10 protein-coding genes, 2 tRNA genes and 2 pseudogenes are annotated in these 17,714 nt (G+C 64.6%); 4 read left to right on the top strand and 10 right to left on the bottom strand.

What is annotated here, in order from left to right:
* From OKB81_RS08900 to OKB81_RS08870, 7 genes and pseudogenes are all read right to left on the bottom strand, one after another.
* Positions 1 to 1,653, bottom strand: a complete 1,653-nt coding sequence (locus tag OKB81_RS08900) for an ABC transporter permease (protein ID WP_442865575.1) — start codon at positions 1,651 to 1,653, stop codon at positions 1 to 3.
* A gap of 6 nt (positions 1,654 to 1,659) precedes the next feature.
* Positions 1,660 to 2,829, bottom strand: coding sequence for an ABC transporter substrate-binding protein (locus OKB81_RS08895; RefSeq protein ID WP_270663665.1), 1,170 nt, complete (start codon positions 2,827 to 2,829; stop codon positions 1,660 to 1,662).
* 19 nt (positions 2,830 to 2,848) lie between these two features.
* Positions 2,849 to 5,004: pseudogene (locus OKB81_RS08890) on the bottom strand (FAD-dependent oxidoreductase).
* Positions 5,001 to 5,576 carry a carboxymuconolactone decarboxylase family protein gene (locus OKB81_RS08885; RefSeq protein ID WP_039039829.1) on the bottom strand — a complete coding sequence of 192 codons (576 nt, stop codon included), beginning with the start codon at positions 5,574 to 5,576 and terminating at the stop codon, positions 5,001 to 5,003. The pseudogene OKB81_RS08890 and the gene OKB81_RS08885 overlap by 4 nt, the downstream one beginning before the upstream one ends.
* On the bottom strand, positions 5,566 to 6,276 hold the full coding sequence (locus tag OKB81_RS08880) for a DUF1499 domain-containing protein (protein WP_270805209.1): 711 nt from the start codon (positions 6,274 to 6,276) through the stop codon (positions 5,566 to 5,568). Before OKB81_RS08880 ends, OKB81_RS08885 begins: the two co-directional genes overlap by 11 nt.
* Positions 6,277 to 6,403: 127 nt before the next feature.
* The gene (locus tag OKB81_RS08875; RefSeq protein ID WP_010674120.1) at positions 6,404 to 6,682 is read right to left on the bottom strand and encodes a peptidylprolyl isomerase; all 279 of its coding nucleotides are present in this window, start codon (positions 6,680 to 6,682) and stop codon (positions 6,404 to 6,406) included.
* Between the two features lie 59 nt (positions 6,683 to 6,741).
* Positions 6,742 to 7,137, bottom strand: a complete 396-nt coding sequence (locus tag OKB81_RS08870; protein ID WP_119196804.1) for a hypothetical protein — start codon at positions 7,135 to 7,137, stop codon at positions 6,742 to 6,744.
* 537 nt (positions 7,138 to 7,674) lie between these two features.
* Between OKB81_RS08870 and tamA the strand changes: the two genes are divergently transcribed.
* Positions 7,675 to 9,450: an autotransporter assembly complex protein TamA gene (gene tamA / locus OKB81_RS08865; protein ID WP_151027829.1), complete on the top strand. Its 1,776-nt coding sequence runs from the start codon at positions 7,675 to 7,677 to the stop codon at positions 9,448 to 9,450.
* Between the two features lie 76 nt (positions 9,451 to 9,526).
* Complete coding sequence (gene tamB, locus OKB81_RS08860) at positions 9,527 to 13,300, top strand: autotransporter assembly complex protein TamB (protein WP_270663670.1); 3,774 nt, start codon at positions 9,527 to 9,529, stop codon at positions 13,298 to 13,300.
* Between the two features lie 204 nt (positions 13,301 to 13,504).
* Here tamB and OKB81_RS08855 read toward each other — a convergent pair.
* Positions 13,505 to 13,589, bottom strand: a tRNA-Tyr gene (locus OKB81_RS08855).
* A gap of 31 nt (positions 13,590 to 13,620) precedes the next feature.
* Positions 13,621 to 13,705 (bottom strand) — tRNA-Tyr (locus OKB81_RS08850).
* Positions 13,706 to 13,831: 126 nt separating this feature from the next.
* Here OKB81_RS08850 and OKB81_RS08845 point away from each other — a divergent pair.
* Positions 13,832 to 14,344 carry a VC2046/SO_2500 family protein gene (locus OKB81_RS08845; RefSeq protein ID WP_160837990.1) on the top strand — a complete coding sequence of 171 codons (513 nt, stop codon included), beginning with the start codon at positions 13,832 to 13,834 and terminating at the stop codon, positions 14,342 to 14,344.
* A 62-nt stretch (positions 14,345 to 14,406) separates the two neighbouring features.
* Here OKB81_RS08845 and hpf read toward each other — a convergent pair whose 3' ends face one another.
* Positions 14,407 to 14,739: a ribosome hibernation-promoting factor, HPF/YfiA family gene (gene hpf / locus OKB81_RS08840; protein ID WP_010674126.1), complete on the bottom strand. Its 333-nt coding sequence runs from the start codon at positions 14,737 to 14,739 to the stop codon at positions 14,407 to 14,409.
* 392 nt (positions 14,740 to 15,131) lie between these two features.
* Between hpf and OKB81_RS08835 the strand changes: the two are divergent.
* Positions 15,132 to 17,674: pseudogene (locus OKB81_RS08835) on the top strand (bifunctional diguanylate cyclase/phosphodiesterase).
* Positions 17,675 to 17,714: the final 40 nt, after the last annotated feature.

The raw sequence follows: 17,714 nt of genomic DNA, 5'->3' as shown, positions 1-17,714 counted from the left end.
TCAGGGCCTCAGGGCGGGGTTGATGCGCCGCGGCAGCCAGAGCGCCAGGGCATAGATGAAAAGGGGCAGCAGCAGTTGCAGCAGGCCGTAGAGCCCCGCCAGCCGCCGGTTGAGGCCGCTGCCGATGGCCACCGCCTCCGTGGTGATGGTGACGACCCGCCCGCCGCCGAACAGCAGGGTCGGCAGGTATTGGGCCAGGCTCACCGCCGCCCCGACACCGAAGGCGAACAGCAGGGGACGGGCGAGCAGGGGACCCTTGACTCGCCACCAGGCCCCCCAGGGGCTGGCCCCGAGCGTGAGGGCCACCCGGGTGAGGCGCTCGTCGAACTGGCGATAGGGGCCGTGCAGGCAGAGATAGACGTATGGAAAGACGAAGATCAACTGGCTCCAGAGTACCCAGCCAGGGCCTATGCCAGTGAATCCCAGCTCGTCGGTCTGAAGGCGCAATCCAAACAGCAGGCTGGCCTGGGGCAGCAGCAGGGGCAGGCAGACAAGCCAGAGGGTGCGTGTGGCGCGGCGCGCAGGCAACGCCTCGAGGCAGAGCACCGCCAGCAGCAGGGAGAGCGCGGCGCAGAGCAGGGCCAGCCACAGACTCTGCCACAGCAGCGGGCCCAGGCTCGGCAGCAGAGCCAGCCAGTGGTGGCTGCTCCATTCGCTCGGCCAGAGGGTGGGAAAGGACCAGCGCCGGGTCAGGGACCAGAGTAGCAGGGCGGCGAGCACCAGCAGATTGGTCAGGAGCAGCCCCCACACGCCGATGCGGGCAATGAGTGCGGGCCAGGGCGAGGCGGGGGCGCGTCGCCCATCCAGCCAGCGTGCCTTGCCGAGGGTGAGGTGGGTCCGCTCCAGCAGCCTGAGGGCGCCAAGCAGCAGCAGGTTGAGGGCGAGCAGCAAGAGGGCGCCGCTGGCACTGGCGCCGCGCCAGGCGGGGTCGGCATCCTGATACCAGAGCCAGAGTCGCACCGCCAGGGGCGGCGGGGCATCCGGCCCCAGCAGCAGGGCGAGATCCACCACCGCCAGACCATAGGCGGCCACCGCGTAGAGGGGCAGTCGCAGGGCGGGCCAGAGGGCGGGCAGCAGCAGGCGCCACCAGATCCGGGGGGCACTGAAGCCGAGGCTGGCCCCCAGCCACTGCTGGCGCGCCACCTTGGCGGGATCCAGTGCCGCCAGCGCCATCAGCAGCAGGAAGGGGGTCTCCTTGAGGATGAGCACCACGATGAGGCCAAGGCCCCAGGGATCCTTGAGGGTTTGCCAGTCCGGGGGCTGATGGGTGAGGTCAAGCAGGGGGGCGACGAGGCGCAGCAGCCAGCCGGAGGGAGCGAGCAGAAAGGCGATGCCGATGGCAAAGGCGACGTGGGGAAGCGCCAGCAGGGGGGAGAGCAGGCGGCGCAGCCAGCGCATCCAGGGACGCCCGTCCCCCTGGGCGAGCAGCAGGGCGGTGACGGCCAGGGCCCCCAGAGTGGAGGTCCCCGCCACCCAGAGGCTCAACCCTGCGGAGTGCCAGAGTCCGGGCTGGGGGAGCAAGAGGGCGAGGTTGGCGGGGGTGAGCCCCTCGATGACCAGCAACAGCAGGCCCCCGGCGAGCGGGATCCCCAGCAGCAAGGCTCCCAGCATCAAAAAGGGCAAAAGGAGGAGAAGAGGGGCGCGCACCTGCATGATGGATCAGTGGCCGTAGCGCTCGGCCCAGGCCGCTTCCAGCCGGGTCTGCCAGCTGGGGTGGGGCTCTGCCACCCCCTTGAAGCGCAATGCCGGACGGGTCTGGCCAGGCAGCGCCTCCTGGCGCAGCACGCTGGGATCCCCCCAGAAGGCGGGGTCGCTCTTGCGCGCCTGGGCGGCGGGGCTCAGCAGGAAGTTGACCACCACCTTGGCCCCGGCCCGGGCGGAGGCATTGAAGGGAATGGCGAGGAAATGGCTGTTGGTGAGCGCCCCTTTTTCCATGACGATGGCCTTGACGGTGGGGGGCAGGGTGCCGTTTTGCGCCGAACTCTGGGCTTCCCCCGGGTTGAAGCTGATGGCCATGGCCAGCTCGCCGTCATCGAGCAACTGTCTGGTCTCGGCGGCGCCGGTGGGGAAGAGCCTGCCCTTTCGCCAGAGCGCGGGGTGAAGCTGGTCGAGCCAGGCCCAGAGAGGGGCGGTGATGCGAAGGAAGTCGGCATCGGTCGCCTCTTGATAGAGGGGGGCGGGGTCGGGTGTCAGCTCCAGCAGGATCTGCTTGAGAAAGCTCGAGCCGTGAAACTGGGGAGGCTTGGGGTAGGTGAAGCGGCCGGGGTGAGCCTTGGCCCAAGCCAGCAGGGCGGCCGCCGAGGTGGGAGGAACGTCTACCTGGTCGCCATCCACCATCAGATTGAGCTGGCCTATGCCCCAGGGGGCCTCCAGCCCCTCGACCAGCACGGTGAAGTCTTCACTCACCGCCAGGGCGGTGTCCACCAGGGCCATGTTGGGCAGCTCGTCGGTAAAGGGGGCCCCCAGCAGCCCCTGCTCCTTGAGCGCCTTGAAGTTCTCGCCGTTGACCCAGAGCAGGTCGATGGGGCCGTTCGACGTCTTGCCAGCCTGCTTGCCGGCCAGCAACTGGCTCACGCTCTGGGCGATGTCATCCACCTTCACCTGCACCAGCTCGACCTGGTACTGGCGAGCGATCTCCTGCCTGGCCCACACCAGGTAGGCGTTGATCTCGGGGCTGCCCCCCCAGGCGTTGAAGTAGACGGTTTGTCCCCTGGCGGCCAGCAGGGTCTGCTGCCACGGCGCGTCATTGGCGTGGAGCGGGGAGGCAAGCAGCAGGGGGACAGCGGCCATCAGGGGACGGAGCAGGGCGCGAAGTCGGGTTGTGAACATGATGGTTGCCTCGTCAGAGTCAGGCGCCGCGGCGCCAGCGGTGATAACGGGCCAGCAGCGCCAGCAGGCGCCCGGGCTGGCGGGCACGGCGCCAGGCGCCAGCCACGTACTTGTTCCCCTCCATCAGGGTGGGATAGGGGTGAACGGTGGCGAGGATCTTGCCAAGTCCCAGGCGGTGGCGCATGGCGAGGGCAAACTCGGCGATCCGCTCGCCGGCGTGAGCACCCACTATGGTGGCCCCGAGTATCCTGTCACGGCCCGGCACCGTCAGCACCTCGACAAAGCCCCCGGACTCGCCGTCGGCGATGGCTCTGTCCAGCTCGGCCATCTCGAAGCGGGTCGACTCGAAGGGGATGCCTCGGGCCCGAGCCTCTTTCTGGTTGAGGCCGACTCTGGCTATCTCCGGACTGGTATAGGTGGCCGCCGGCATGACCCTGTAGTCTGCCCGAAAGCGCCTGAACTGGCCAAAGAGGGCGTTGATGGCGGCATACCAGGCCTGATGGGCGGCAAAATGGGTGAACTGGTAGGGGCCGGCAACGTCCCCCACCGCCAGGATGCTGGGGTAGTTGGTGGCGAGGAAGCCGTCGATGGCCAGGGTGCCGCTGGGGGCCAGTTCAACCCCCAGCGCCTCCAGCCCGAAACCGCCCACGTTGGCCTCCCGGCCAAGGGCCAGCAGCAGCTGGTCCCCCTCAACCACCAGAGTCTCGTCCCCCCGGCGCAGGTGCAGCCGGATGGGCAGGTTGGTGTCTTTACCGTCCATATACCCGGCCGAGGTAGCCTGCCAGCCGAGGTGCAGGGTGACGCCGTCGTGCTCCAGCTGCGCGGCCAGGGCCCCGGCGACGTCCCTATCTTCCCGGGGCAGCAGCTGAGGGCCTTGCTCCACCAGGGTGACGGGGATACCGAGCAGGGCCAGGCTCTGGGCCAGCTCGCAGCCGATGGGGCCCCCTCCCAGCACCAGCAGATGGCGGGGGGGCTCGCGCAGTCGCAGCCAGATAGTGTCGGAGGTGAGGTAGGGAACCCTGTCCAGCCCCGGCAGTGCGGGCACCCGGGGGCGGGCGCCGGTGGCGATCACGATATGACGGCTGGTCAGGCGCTTGCCGTTGACCTCCACCTCCCAGGGGGAGGTGACTCGCGCCCGCCCCTGGATGCACTCCACCCCGAGTCCTTCATAGCGCGCCACCGAGTCGTGGGGTTCGACCTCCTCGATGACCCGGGCGACCCGCGCCATCACGGCGGCGAAGTCGGCGCAGCTCTGGCTCGGGGTAAAACCAAGCTCTGTGGCCTTGCGCTGTTCAAAGGCGAAGCGGGCGCTTCGGATCAGCGCCTTGGAGGGGACGCAGCCGGTATGGAGGCAATCCCCCCCATCCTGTGCTGCTCGATGAGGGCCACTCTGGCTTTCACCGCGGCGGCGATGTAGCTGGTGACCAGACCTCCGGCGCCGGCGCCTATCACCAGCAGGTTGTAGTCAAAGCGCGCAGGCTTGCGGTAGGGGGCGTGCAACCGGTAGAGGGCGAGACGGCGCTGCAAGGCACGCATCAGCCAGGGCATCAGGCCGAGCAGGGTCAGGGCGGCCAGCAGGCCGGGGGAGAAGAGGTTGCCTGTGCTGGTGAGGGTAGCCAGCTCGCTCCCCGCCAGCACGTAGACGAGGGTGCCCGGCAGCATGCCGAGCTGGCTGACCCAGTAGTAGGTGCTGACTCTGATGGGGGTGAGCCCCATCACCAGGTTGACCAGAAAGAAGGGGAAGAGGGGGATGAGGCGCAGGCTCAGCAAATAGAAGGCCCCCTCCTTTTGCATGCCGGCCTGAACGCTCGCCAGCTTGTCGCCAAAGCGTGTCTCGACCCAGTCCCGCAGCAGGAAGCGGGCGCTGAGAAAGGCCAGGGTGGCGCCAAGGGAGCTGGCAAAGGAGACCAGCAAGAGCCCCCACAGGATGCCGAAGATGGCGCTGCCCGCCAGGGTGAGCAGGGCCGCCCCCGGCAGGGAGAGGGCGGTGGTGAGCACATAGAGCACCAGAAACAGCAGGCTGGCCGCGACAACATGGCGGTCGACCCAAAGGGCCAGGCGCTCCTGATGAACCTGCAACTGGGTGAGGCTCAGATAGTGGTCAAGGTCGAGGGCAAAGAAGGTGCCGACCAGGGCCCCCATCGCCAGCAACAGCAGCAGGCGTGCCCGGTTCATCCCTGCCCCTTGTCGAGGGGGCGTTCGGGTTGCACCGGCAACTGGCAGAACCCCTGGGGAGCGATGTCGAGAGCGGCATTGAACTTGGCGGACATGTTCTGGAAGGCGATGAGGCCGGTGAGCTCCACCAGGGCGTCGTCATCGAACCAGGGCTTGAGGCGGGCGGCCTGCTCGTCGCTCACGCCATCCAGCCCGGTCATGGCCTCGGCATAGTCCAGCACGGCCCGCTCCCGCTCGTCGAACAAGGGGCTGTCGCGCCACCGGGCCAGCGCCTCCACCTTGTCGCTGGAGCCTGCCCGCTTGACGAGGGTCATGGCGTTGATGTCGACACAGAAACGACACCAGTTGAGCTGGGAGACCCGCACCGTCACCAGGGAGCGCAGCACGGGGTCGATGGGGGAGCGCTTGCGGTTGATGACGCCGTAGAGGGTGGCGACCGCGGCGAACAGCCTGGGGGAGCGCCCCCAGCACTTGCCCGGGATCAGCACCTGACCGTAGTTGCGTTTCTGCAGCCAGAAGAAGGGGCGGATGAACCAGGCGTAGGCCCGGTCCGGTTTGACCTCAATGCGCATCTTGTTCCTCTTTGAGCTTCTCCATCTTGGGCTTGTAGGCCCCGCCCAGACGCTCGTTCAACCGATTCAGGAAATCGATGATCCGTGCCCGGTTGACCCCCAGATCGCTGCGCCCCTGGCGCGAGGCGGAGCGCATGTCGATACGGGTCTCTTTGGGCCCGGTAAAGACCCGCAGGGCCACGTCATCCTGAAACCCGAACCAGCCGGTGGTGACGACGGCATCGATACCCTCGCTGCCCGGGCGAACCTGCCAGCCCAGCTCCGTCATCAGTTCCTCGGCTTCCGCGAGCACTTCGACCGGGGATGCCCGGGTATAGAGAGGACCGGGGTTGCCTGGAAATAGTTGCAGGGGCGGGGGGGAGACCGGGAGATCCTCCGGGCTTCTGAGCAGCTCGGCCCACTGGAGCCGTGGCGGATGGTAGGGATCCGTGCTGACGTCGTTGGTGAGGGGGGAGCGCAGCGCCTGGACGAGAAACAGCAGGGGCAACAGTAGGGGAGTTATGCCCCAGATATCCGGCCAGAGGTTGGTGGTGCGGCGATAGCGCCAGGGCAGGCGCAGCAGCAGCACGAGGCTGAGGAGGGCGCTGGCGAGACAGAGGATGAAGCCGAGCCACCAGGGCCAGAGATGGGCGCGGCTGCCAAGGGCCCCGCAAAGGGGCAATAGCCAGGTCAGCAGCGGCCACCACAAAGAGCTGTGCATATGAGGGATCCACGGGTCAGGATGGAACTATGCCCAGAAGGATAAACTTAATTGCCTGATAACGTTAGTAAATGATCATCAATCCCAGGCGTGCGGCTCAGAGAACCGATGGCCTCGTCGCCCTGGATCAGCTGCGATAGAGCACCTTGATGAGGTGGAAGCCGAACTTGGTGCGCACCGGCCCCAGCACGGTCAGCAACTCCCCCTTGAACACGGCATCGTCGAAGGACTTGACCATGTCCCCCTTGGAGAACTCTCCCAGATCGCCGCCACGCTTGCCGGAAGGGCAGGTGGAGAAACGCTTGGCCATCTGGCTGAAATCGGCGCCCTTGGCGAGCTTCTCCTTGATTTCCAGACACTGTTTCTCGGTCTTGACCAGGATGTGCTGGGCACAGGCTTTTTTCATCGGAATGCTCCTCGGCGAGGGGAAAGGGGGCGCAAGATTACTGCAATTGCGCCTCCGCGTCAGCCCCTCGGGCGCGAGACCCGGCTCCGGGGGCCGGCGGCCAGGGGGACCCTGGCCCGGGATTGCCAGAGGATCTCCAGCCCCAGCAGGGCATAGAGGCTCCAGATGGCCAGGGGGTTGAGCCAGTTGCCTCCCATCTGCAGGGTGGCCAGGGCTGCGCTCACCAGCAGCAGGACTATGCCGGGCAGGCGCCAGTGGGCAGGCAGGGGGGCGAGCAGGGCCATGCCCAGCAGCAGGGCCAGGCCAAAGGGCAGATTGAGCGCGGTGAAGGCGAGGGCCTGCTGGCCGTTCATGCCGGTCAGCAAGGCCAGCAGGGCGCTGCAGCAGGCCAGGAAGGTGATGAACTCGAGTCGGTCGGCGATGTAGTCAGCCAGTTGTTCGCTACGTAGGTGCATGGGGTCTCTCCTGCGATGATTGGGATCAGTGTGGGACAGGCAGGAGCGCAGGGGCAGCGGGATAAATCGATTGAATTGAACGAAGCTTTAGTGCCATCTATTCAAGTGATTGATTTAAACTTATTTTCCTGTTCAATAGCAGGCAGGGCGGGGAAGAGGGCACGGAGCAAGTCGAGGGGGACGGGTTGACGAAACCCGCCGGATGCGGGGTGTCCGACAAGGGTTGTCGCGGACGAGCCGGACCCTGCTGCCAGCCCAAGGCCGCCAGGGGAGATCCGGCTTGGCGGGGTCGGTGGTGGCGTTTTGTTCGCCCCTTGCCCGGATTGTGCGCAGTTTGGCTCCTCACACCCGGCTGGCTCCTTGCTGGGCCGAAGCGATCCCCGCACCGGGGGCGGCAGAGCGGCACGCAAAGGGGCCCCGAGCGTGGGATTTCGCCGTCGCGATTATGCTAGGATGAGCGGCACTCGCCCGGGATGAGTCTCGGTATCGTACTAAATAACACAATCTTTAAATCATGTTATTCGGGGAAAATGACGTTTGACAGGATGCTATCCTACTTTTCTCACCGGGAGCACTTCATCCGGGCGATCCCGTCGCCCCGGGCCCGGTCTCTTGCTGCTCGCCCTCGCTCTCTGGCTGATGGCGATGCCCGCCATGGCGGCCAAGTTGACCTACCAGATCAAGGGGGTCAGGGGAGAGCAGAAAGACAACGTCGAGGCCTACCTCAACGCCCTGCCCGTCTATCAGGAACGCCAGTACCGCCCCGCCCGCGCCAAGATCACCGAGAGCGTACAGAAGGCGCTGCAGGTCTATGGCTACTACCAGCCCAAGATCACCCTGAACCGCGACAAGAAGACGCCCGCCAAGGTGGTGATCGAGATTGAGCGGGGGGAACCCGTGATCATCTCGCGCCTCGACATCCTGCTGGAAGGGGATGCGGGGAGCGACGAGGTGTACAGCGAGCTGCTGGACAAGCTGCCCCTGAAGGAGGGAGATCCCCTCAACCACGGCAAATATGAATCCATCAAGGCGGATCTCGGCAGTCTGGGGCTGGCCCGCGGCTATTTTGACGCCAAGATCAGCAAGAGCCAGGTCAAGGTTTTCCCGGAACAGGGCAAGGCGGAGATCTACATCCTGTTTCGCTCTGGCCCGCGTTACCATTTCGGCGAGATCCGCTATGACGCGACGCCGGAGGCACTGCACCTGATCCGCCCGCTCATCAACATCAAGAGCGGCGACCCCTATCTGGCGATCCGTCTGGCGGAGATGTCCCAGGATGTCTCCTCCACCAAGCTGTTCAAGCAGGTGGACATCAAACCCCTGATCAGCCAGGCCGAGGGCAACCGGGTGCCGGTGCAGGTGACCCTCTCCAACCGGGTCGATCACGAAATTGAGACCGGTATCGGTTATGCCACGGACGTGGGGCCGCGCCTGAGTGCCACTTGGGAGAAACCCTGGGTGAACCGCTATGGTCACCGCCTCTCCAGCACCGCCAAGGTCTCGGCGCCAGAAGCGGAGCTCAGCTTCGACTACCAGATCCCGGTGGGCAACCCGCTGCGGGATTACTACTCCCTGCAGGCGGGCTATCAATACACCGACAACAACGACACCCGCTCCGATCTGGCCACCTTCGGGGTGCACCGCTGGACACGCCGACCGGAGAGCTGGGACAGAGACGTCTTTGTGCGCCTGGAGAACGAGCGCTACGTCCAGGGTCAGGACGAGGGGAACAGCCTGCTGCTGATCCCCGGCGTCTCCTGGTCACGGCTGCGGGTGCGCGGCGGTCTGGTGCCGGATTGGGGGGATCGCCAGCAACTGACGATGGAGTTCTCGAGCCCCTACTGGGGGTCCGACATCAGCTTCATGCGGGTGTGGGGGCGCAGCAAGTGGCTGCGCACCCTGGGCGAAGATCACCGTTTCCTGATGCGGGCCGAACAGGGGGCCATCGTCGGGGATGATTTCTCCCTGGTCCCCCCCTCCCTGCGCTTCTTCACCGGCGGCGATCAGACGGTCCGGGGCTACGGTTACGAGACCATTTCGCCACGGGGGGACGATGGCAAGCTGACCGGCGGACGCTACGCCAGCGTCGGCAGCCTGGAGTACAACTACCGCTTCAGCGAGAAGTGGCTCGGTGCCCTGTTCGTGGACGCCGGGACCGCCACCGTCGACTACAGCGAGGCCTGGAAGATAGGCACCGGGGTCGGGGTGCGCTGGGTCACCCCCATCGGTCAGGTCAGGCTCGATCTGGCGGTGGGCATCTCCGAGGAGGACAAGCCGCTGCGGCTGCACTTCGCACTGGGGCCGGAACTATGACCCGGCAACCAGGCGCATATCCTCTTCTTTCTCTTTTCTGGCCGCTGCGGCTGCTTTCCTTGCAGGGGTCTGCATCGTGATCTGGGTAAAACGCATTTTCTTGTGGCTCATGGGCCTCTTCTTCCTGCTGCTCATCGGCGTCAGCCTGCTGGGCTTCACCCATCAGGGCAACAAGTGGTTGTGGCAACAGGCCAGAGCCGCGCTGCCCTCCCTCAAGGGGGAGCTGGTGGCGGGGCAACTCGGGTATGGCTGGACCTTCGAAGGGGTTGGCTGGCAGGACGAGCTGGTGGATGTCACCGTGGAGCGGGCCGTGCTGGACTGGGATCTGGGTAAGCTCCTGCAGGGCAAGCTCTGGATCAAGACTCTGGCGGTGACTCGCCCCGTGGTCCGGGTGGCGGAGTCCGAGCCGGTGCCGGAAGAGCCGTCGGAGCCCTTCGTCTGGCATCCGTTGCCGCTCAAAATCCAGGTCGACAGCCTCAAGGTTGCCGATCTCGATGTGGCGGTGCCCGGCGTGACGATCACCCTCAAGGATCTGGACATTGGCGCCGCCCTGGATCGCGCCGGGCTCATCGTGCGCGGCCCCGTGCTCGATGGCCTGAACGTGGTGGTAGCACCGTCCCCGGTGGAGGCGGCCAGTGACAAGGGCGCCAAACCGGCGGATGAGAAAAGCGCCACCCTGGCGGCCGGCGAGCGCAAGGCTGTCCCCGGTGACAAGACGCAGGCCGCAAGCAAGCCCGAGCCCATGGTGCTGCCGGCGGTGCGACTGCCTTTCCCCATCCAGCTGGAGGGGCTGAAAGCCACGGCGTTCCGTTATCAGCAAGGTGAGCTGGTGGAGGGGCTAGACAACCTGTTGCTGTCGGCCACCGCCGAGGAGGAGCGCATCGACATCCGGGAGCTCTCCTTGCGCCATGCCATGGCGGATCTGGCCTTGAGTGGTCAGGTGCGCCTGCACGAGGATTACCCCCTCGCCCTGACTCTGGATGCCAAGGCGCGTCAAGGGCTGCTGGACGGGGAGCTCAAGGGGGAGCAGGTCAATCTCGTCCTGGACGGTTCTGTGGGCAAGCTTGGGCTGGCACTCAAGGCCAAGGGGCCGGTGGGCGCCAATCTCAAAGGATCCCTTGCGGCCCTCGACCCGGATCTGCCCTTCGATCTGGCGCTGGACTGGAAGAGCCTCTCCTGGCCCCTGCACAAGCCCGCCAAGGATGAGCCCAGCTATCGGCTGGACAAGGGCACCCTGAGCGCCAAGGGCAAGCTCTCCGGTTACCAGTTTGCGTTCAACACCGCCGGCAAGGGGACCGATGTGCCCCCCTTCAAGGTGGCGCTCTCGGGCAAGGGGGATCTCAACCAGCTGAGCCGTATCGAGCTGCTGCTGGGGGCCCTCAAGGGGGAGCTCAAGCTCGACGGCAAGCTGGCCTGGAGCAAGGGGGTCCAGTGGCAGGGGACGACCGAATTCAAGGGGATCAACCCGGCGGAGCTGGTGCCCGAGATCAAGGGGGCACTGGCGGGCAAGATCACCAGCCGCTTCGATCTGGATGAGGCGGGCCACTGGCAGCTTGCCCTGCCCGAGCTCAAGGTGGATGGCAAGCTCAACCAGTATCCCCTGGCCTTGCAGGGCAGGCTCAGCGGCAACGACAAGATGGAGTGGACCATCCCGGCCCTGGCGCTGCAAAGCGGCCCCAACCGGCTGCAGGCCAAAGGCTCGCTCACGACCCAGGCCTGGAAGCTGGATGCGGATCTGGATGCGCCCAAGCTTGGGGGCATCTACCCGGGTCTGGGAGGGGACATCAAGGGCCAGGTGCGCGTCACCGGCAACCAGCAGGCGCCGCGCGTGAATGCCGACCTGGTGTCGGGCCGACTCGCCTACGCGGGCACCGTCCTCAAGGAGACCGTCATCAAGGCCAACGCCCTGGTCGGGGTGAAGCCCGCCGGTGAGGTGGCGGTGACGGTGGCGAGCCTGGCGCAGGGGGAGACCAAGCTCTCGCAAATCGCCCTGAACCTGAGCGGCGATCTCGAGCGCCACGGGCTCACCTTGACCATGAAGGGGGATCCGCTGGCGGCAGACCTCAGCCTGAATGGCAGCCTGCGCGGTGACCGCTGGCGTGGCACCCTTGCCGAGATGAAGCTCAAGACCCCCCTCAAGCGCTGGGCGCTGGCCGCCCCCTGGTCTCTGGACCTGGATCTGCCGAAACAGCAGCTGACCATGGGGGATCTCTGCCTCGCGTCCCAGAAGGCCAGTCTCTGCGTCAAGGGGAGCCGGATAGCCCAGTCCCAGGGCAATCTGGAATTTGCCCTGAACGAATTTGATCTCAAGCGGCTGCGCCCCTGGTTGCCGGACAATTTCCGCTGGCAGGCGGTGCTGTCGGCCGACGGGCGCGCCAGCTGGCGCGGCAACCAGCCGACCCTGCACGCCACCGTGCGTACCACGCCTGGGACCTTCGTCGCCGACGAACTCAAGACCGACTACCAGCGCCTCGAGCTCGGGATCGATTTCGAGCGCCAGCAGGCCGCCATCCGGGTCGATTTCGCCTCCGAGCAGATAGGCAACATCGACACCGATCTGCTGATCCGGGATCCCGCTGGCCGCGGCAACCTCGGCGGTCAACTCAGGTTTGACGATCTGAAGCTGGCGACCTTTGCGCCCCTCATTCCCGAAGTGCGCTCCCTGCAAGGGGTCATCTCGGCGGATGCCCGCTTCGACGGTACCCTGGCTGCCCCCCTGCTGTATGGCGAGCTGAACCTGAAGGAGGGGGAGGTTCAGACCCACTCCGACATGGTGACCCTCTCCAAGCTGGTGACCCGCCTCAAGATAGAAGGCAACCGGGCCGAACTCGACGGCTCCATGATGGTGGGCAAGGGCCCCCTGGTGCTGGGGGGCTGGCTGAGCTGGGCACAGCAGCCGGTGACCGGCAGCCTCACCATTCAGGGCAAGGAGCTGGAAGCCCAGTACCCGGGCATGGGCCGGGTCAGGGTGACACCTGACATCGCCATCTCTCTCGGGGAGGAGACCAGGGTGACCGGTCAGGTGGACATCCCCTGGTCGCGCATCCTGGTCAAGAGCCTGCCAGACAGCGCGGTAGCGGTCTCCGATGACGTCACCGTCATCTACGACGATCTGCCGCCGGTCCCCAAGGCGGCACCGCTGCCCATGGAGATCAGGCTCGCCATCCGGCTCGGGGACGACGTCCGCCTTGAAGCCATGGGACTCAAGACCAAGGTGGGAGGGGCCCTCAACATTCGCCAGGATCCCTCCAAGCCGCTCTCGGGCAACGGGCAACTGGAGCTCAGGGACGGGCGCTTCAAGGCCTATGGCCAGAACCTCATCATCAAGGAGGGGCGGATCCTCTTCTCCGGCCCCATCGATCAGCCCTATCTCAACATCGAGACCTATCGGGATCCGGACACCATCGAGGACAACGTGACCGTCGGGGTGCGGGTGACGGGGCCGGCCGCCAAGCCGAAGATCACCGTCTATTCCGAGCCGCAGATGGCGCAGTCCGAACAGCTCTCCTATCTGTTGCGGGGCAAGGGATTGCAGACCAGCGGCGAGGATGGCGGCTTCAACGGCCTGCTGGTGGCGGGGGCCGTGAGCCAGGCGAGCGGCGTGGTCTCCAGCATCGGGGAATCCCTCGGCATGAGCGACGTGGCCCTCGATACCGCAGGCAGTGGCGATGACACCCAGGTGACCCTGTCGGCCTACCTGCTGCCCGGCTTGCAGTTCCAGTACGGGGTCGGGGTGTTCAGCCCCATCGCTGAATTCAAGCTGCGCTACGAGCTGATGCCAAGGCTCTATCTGCAGGCCATGAGCGGGGTGGCCCAGGCGGTGGATATCTTCTATCGCTTCACCCTGTAAGGGGCGCGGATGACAAGACAGATGCCTGGGGAGACGTTTATCCCCCTCTGCCCGACCTGCTGATGACAGCTGTCGCCAGCAGGTTCGGGGTGAGAGCGTGTATATATTGACGGGAGGCTTGGCCTCCCGTTTTTTTGTAGAAGAAGGGGATTTGTGGAAGCCAGAAAAGCGAAAACCCGGCACAAGGCCGGGTTCTCTGAAAGATGGTGGAGGGAGAAGGATTCGAACCTTCGAAGGCAGAGCCGTCAGATTTACAGTCTGATCCCTTTGGCCGCTCGGGAACCCCTCCACGGGGCATGACCTGATTGTGCGCACTTGAATGGTGGAGGGAGAAGGATTCGAACCTTCGAAGGCAGAGCCGTCAGATTTACAGTCTGATCCCTTTGGCCGCTCGGGAACCCCTCCCCAAGTGCGAGGCGCATACTAACAGATCTGTCGCGCTTGTGAACCCCTCTGCCGGGATTTTTAATGCTTAAAGGATCGGGTTGATGGCCGATAAGCAATGAAACCTTCATTTCCAAGATTTATCTTATGCTGCCCAGTGCGATTCGTGACCGCTTGCTCGTGGATGAGGCCCAGTTGGGCCAACGGCTCAACCAGGATCTCCGTGCGGGGGACCGTGCCGACTTCAGGCTGCATCTGGCGCTGCTGACTGATGCAGTGGAAGAGCAGCCCTGGTTTGATGCCCCGCCCAAGCCTGCGTCGGGTGAGATGGATTGGCGCTCCCGTTTCGGTCTGATGCCCCGGGCGTCCCTGCAAGGCGGGGTGGAAGAGAGCGATGCCACCAGCCTCAACGAGCGTCTGCAACAGGGCGGGTGCATGACGGATGTGAGACTCTGGCTGGCGCTGCGCTCCCCGCCACTGGTGAGCCGAACGCCCGCGCTGGATCCCGCGGTGTACGATAACCTTTCGGCACTGGGTCGCGAGCGATGGCAGGCCCGACCTATGGGCGCTGACTCCAGGGAGGAGGCTCCGCTGATGATGCTGCCGCTGCTCGATGAGCTTGCGCAAGGGGTGGATGCCAGGCTGCGCTGGCTGGGGTGACGGCACGGTAGAATGCAAAAGGCGGGATAACCCGCCTTTTGCTTTATGAGTGGTGAACCTTGTCAGGCGTCTGCTTCGTCCGGTTGGGGCACTTCCTTGCCGGCGGCACGACGGGCGATGGGTTTTTCCGTGTGACGGTTGAGCTGGCGTTCCAGCTTCTGGCCCAGGTCCGTGATGGCAGCATAGAGATCCTCGTGCTCTGCCTGCGCAAACAGTTTGCCGTTGGGAATGCCGATAGTGGCTTCGACGATATACATCAAACGCTCTTTGGAGATGATCACATGGGGTGTGATAAGAGGCACCTGAAGACGCTCGAGCTTTTCAAAACGGGATTCAATGCGCTCGCGGATGGCTGGGGTGATGTCGATGATTTTACTGGTCATTTCGATTTTCATAATGGCCCCCTTCGGGTCGTCTTGCTTGTGTCTTAACCTCCAGATTACCCATGTCGCCAAATCAAAATGTGATCTGCGTCACGAAAAATCCCCTTGGGAATCCCGCTGTCCATAAATTGTGAGCTTTTCCCGTTTCATGCCAAAAACCGCTTGAGCTCAGTGAAACAGGCAGGCAGTATCAGCAAATAGGATCGTTTCTGTCCCCCCTCGGCAGCGCCTTGTGTCGACCCGATGTTTGGTTTTTGCCGCATAGTCTCGAATTTTCTCCACCCACATCGCCTCATCGCATCGCAAAATCATTGCCATGCGCCGGTGGAGATATGCGCGCAAACGGATATGCTTTTCTGCAGGAGTCGGGGTGGATAACGTGGTTGTAGTGGTTGGAGTCGTAGATGAAGCAGCAAGCCACCCAGATGATGTGGTTTTATGATCGGCAGCATGGGCAATGGAGCCTGTCTGATCATGTCTCTTGTGAACCCTGGGCAGGGGAGGAAGCCCACCCCTGGGCCACCCAACTTGAGCGGGAAGATGAAGCGGGTTTCGCCGATTTTCTTGCAAGACTCCACGATTCCTGCCAGCCAGGCCAGTTCATCGGTCACCTGCGCGATGAGGACGGTAAGGTACACCACGCGCTCTGGTACGGTCAGTATGTGCCTGCACAGGGGCTCTGTTGTGGCTGGCTTGCCCCCCTCGAAATGATGCATCGCGAGATGGATCGCGCCAACTCCCCCGCAGGCGTGACACCGCCGCTTCCCATGTTGCAGGCCCCCTTGCTGGCCAAGCTGGCGCAGGCGCTCTCCGCCAAGACGGGGCTCGATTTTTGCCAGACCCTGGTCAACGAGCTGGCCCATATCCTGGGAGCCACTGCCGTCTGGCTGACGGAGCGGGTCGGTCTCGACAGGCTCAGGGTGCTGGCGAGCCACGGCATCGACGTCAAGGAGTATGCTCTCTGTGACATGCCCTGCCAGCAGCTCTATCGCCAGGGGGCCTCCTGCGCTGTCCCCGTGAGTGAACCCCTGACCGGGTATCCTGACCTGCCCCCGGGCCAGCACTATTACGCCCAGCCGCTGCTCGATCGCAACGGTCAGATCCTGGGCCATCTCGCCCTGCTGTTCCCGAGCCAGACCCGGACCACGGATCTGGACTCTGTCCTGACCATCTTCTCGGTGCGCATGGTGGCCGAGTTGGAGCGCCTGCAAAGCGATGCCCTGATGCGGCTGTCTGCGGTGGCCTTTGAAACTCACGAAGGGATCATCATCACGGATCCCGAGTTCAAGATCCTGCGGGTCAATTACGCCTTCAGCCAGATCACCGGCTTTGACAACCAGGGGGTGATTGGTCTGCATCTTGGCAACGATCTCTGGTCGGGGTTGGGAGGGCTGGGTTACGAGCTCAACGCCCTGGATCGCTGGCAGGGGGAAACCCTGCGCCTGCACGCCGACGGTCACGCCTATCCCCAGTGGGAGATCGTCACGCCGGTGCAGGATGAGAAGGGGGGGATCAGCCACTATGTCATCTTCTTCGAGGATATTTCCGAGCGCAAGGCGGCGGAGCGCCGCATTCAGGATCTCGCCTTCTATGACGAGCTGACCGGCCTGCCCAATCGTCGTCAGCTGCACGAAACCCTGACCCAGGCGTTCACCGATGCAAATCGCAGTCACCTCATCGGGGCCCTGCTGTTCATCGATCTCGACCACTTCAAGACCATCAATGATTCCCTGGGTCACGCCACCGGCGACTGGCTGCTCAAGGAGGTGGCCAGCCGTCTCAAGCGGCTGGTGCGCCAGGGGGATTGTCTGGCCCGTCTCGGCGGCGACGAGTTCGTGTTGTTACTGCCAGCGCTCTCCATCAGCCCGCCCCAGGCGGAGATGCAGGCCGACCTCATCGCGGAGCGGCTCATCGGGGAGATCGCCGCCCCTATGATTTCAGAGGCCAGGTGCTGCACATCGGCGCCAGTGTCGGCATCACCCTCTTTCCCGGTCGGGAGCAGGAGGCGGGGGATCTGCTCAAGCAGGCTGACACCGCCATGTATCAGGCGAAATCGGCGGGCCGCAAGACCCGGCGCTTCTTCGATGCCTCCATGCAGTTGCAGGCCGACCGGCGTCTGCACATTCACAACGAGCTGCGCAGTGCCCTCGACAATGGGGAGCTGACTCTCCACTACCAGCCCCAGCACATGGTGGCGGAGGGAGAGATCATCGGTGTCGAGGCGCTGATCCGCTGGCAACCCCCCGGGCGTGCCCTGGTGTCGCCTGCCGAGTTCATCCCCATTGCCGAGGAGACGGATCTCATTGTCGACATCGGCAACTGGGTATTGCACGAAGCCTGTACCCAGTACGTCTCCTGGGAGGAGAACGGGATCCACGTCCCCCAGCTCTCGGTCAACGTGAGCGCCAAACAGTTCCATGCTCCCGACTTCGTCGATCGCATTCACGATGTGCTGGCGGCCACCGGCATGGATCCCGCCTGCCTCAACCTGGAGATCACCGAGTCGGTGGTGCTGGGTCATGCGGAAGACACCATCAGCAAGATGGCGGAACTCAAGACCCTGGGCATCAGCTTTGCCATCGACGACTTCGGGGCGGGGTACTCTTCCCTGAGCTACCTCAAGCGGCTGCCGGCTGACGAACTCAAGATCGACCGCTCTTTCATCCAGGATATTCCCAAGGATGGTGACAACATGGCCATCGTCGAGGCCGTGATCGCCATGGCCCGCCACATGGGGTTCAACGTGACGGCGGAGGGGGTGGAGTCCCGCCAGCAACTGGAGTTTCTGCAGGCGCAGGGCTGCCATTTCTTCCAGGGATACCTCGCCTCCAAGCCGCTCCCTGTTCCCTACCTTGAACGCTATGTCAGCCGCCAGGTACGCGGTGATCGCCCCGTCTGCACCGATAAAAATAGGTTCTTCGCGGGATCTTGGGGAAGTGGAAGTTGACAGACAGGGTGCTGGTAAACTGGCTGTCTCCAAACACACC

The sequence above is a fragment of the Aeromonas sp. QDB56 genome (assembly GCF_027705505.1).
In the GTDB taxonomy this organism is placed as follows: domain Bacteria; phylum Pseudomonadota; class Gammaproteobacteria; order Enterobacterales; family Aeromonadaceae; genus Aeromonas; species Aeromonas caviae.
Note: the sequence above shows the minus strand (reverse complement) of the source record. Positions and strands in the feature narration are given on the sequence as shown.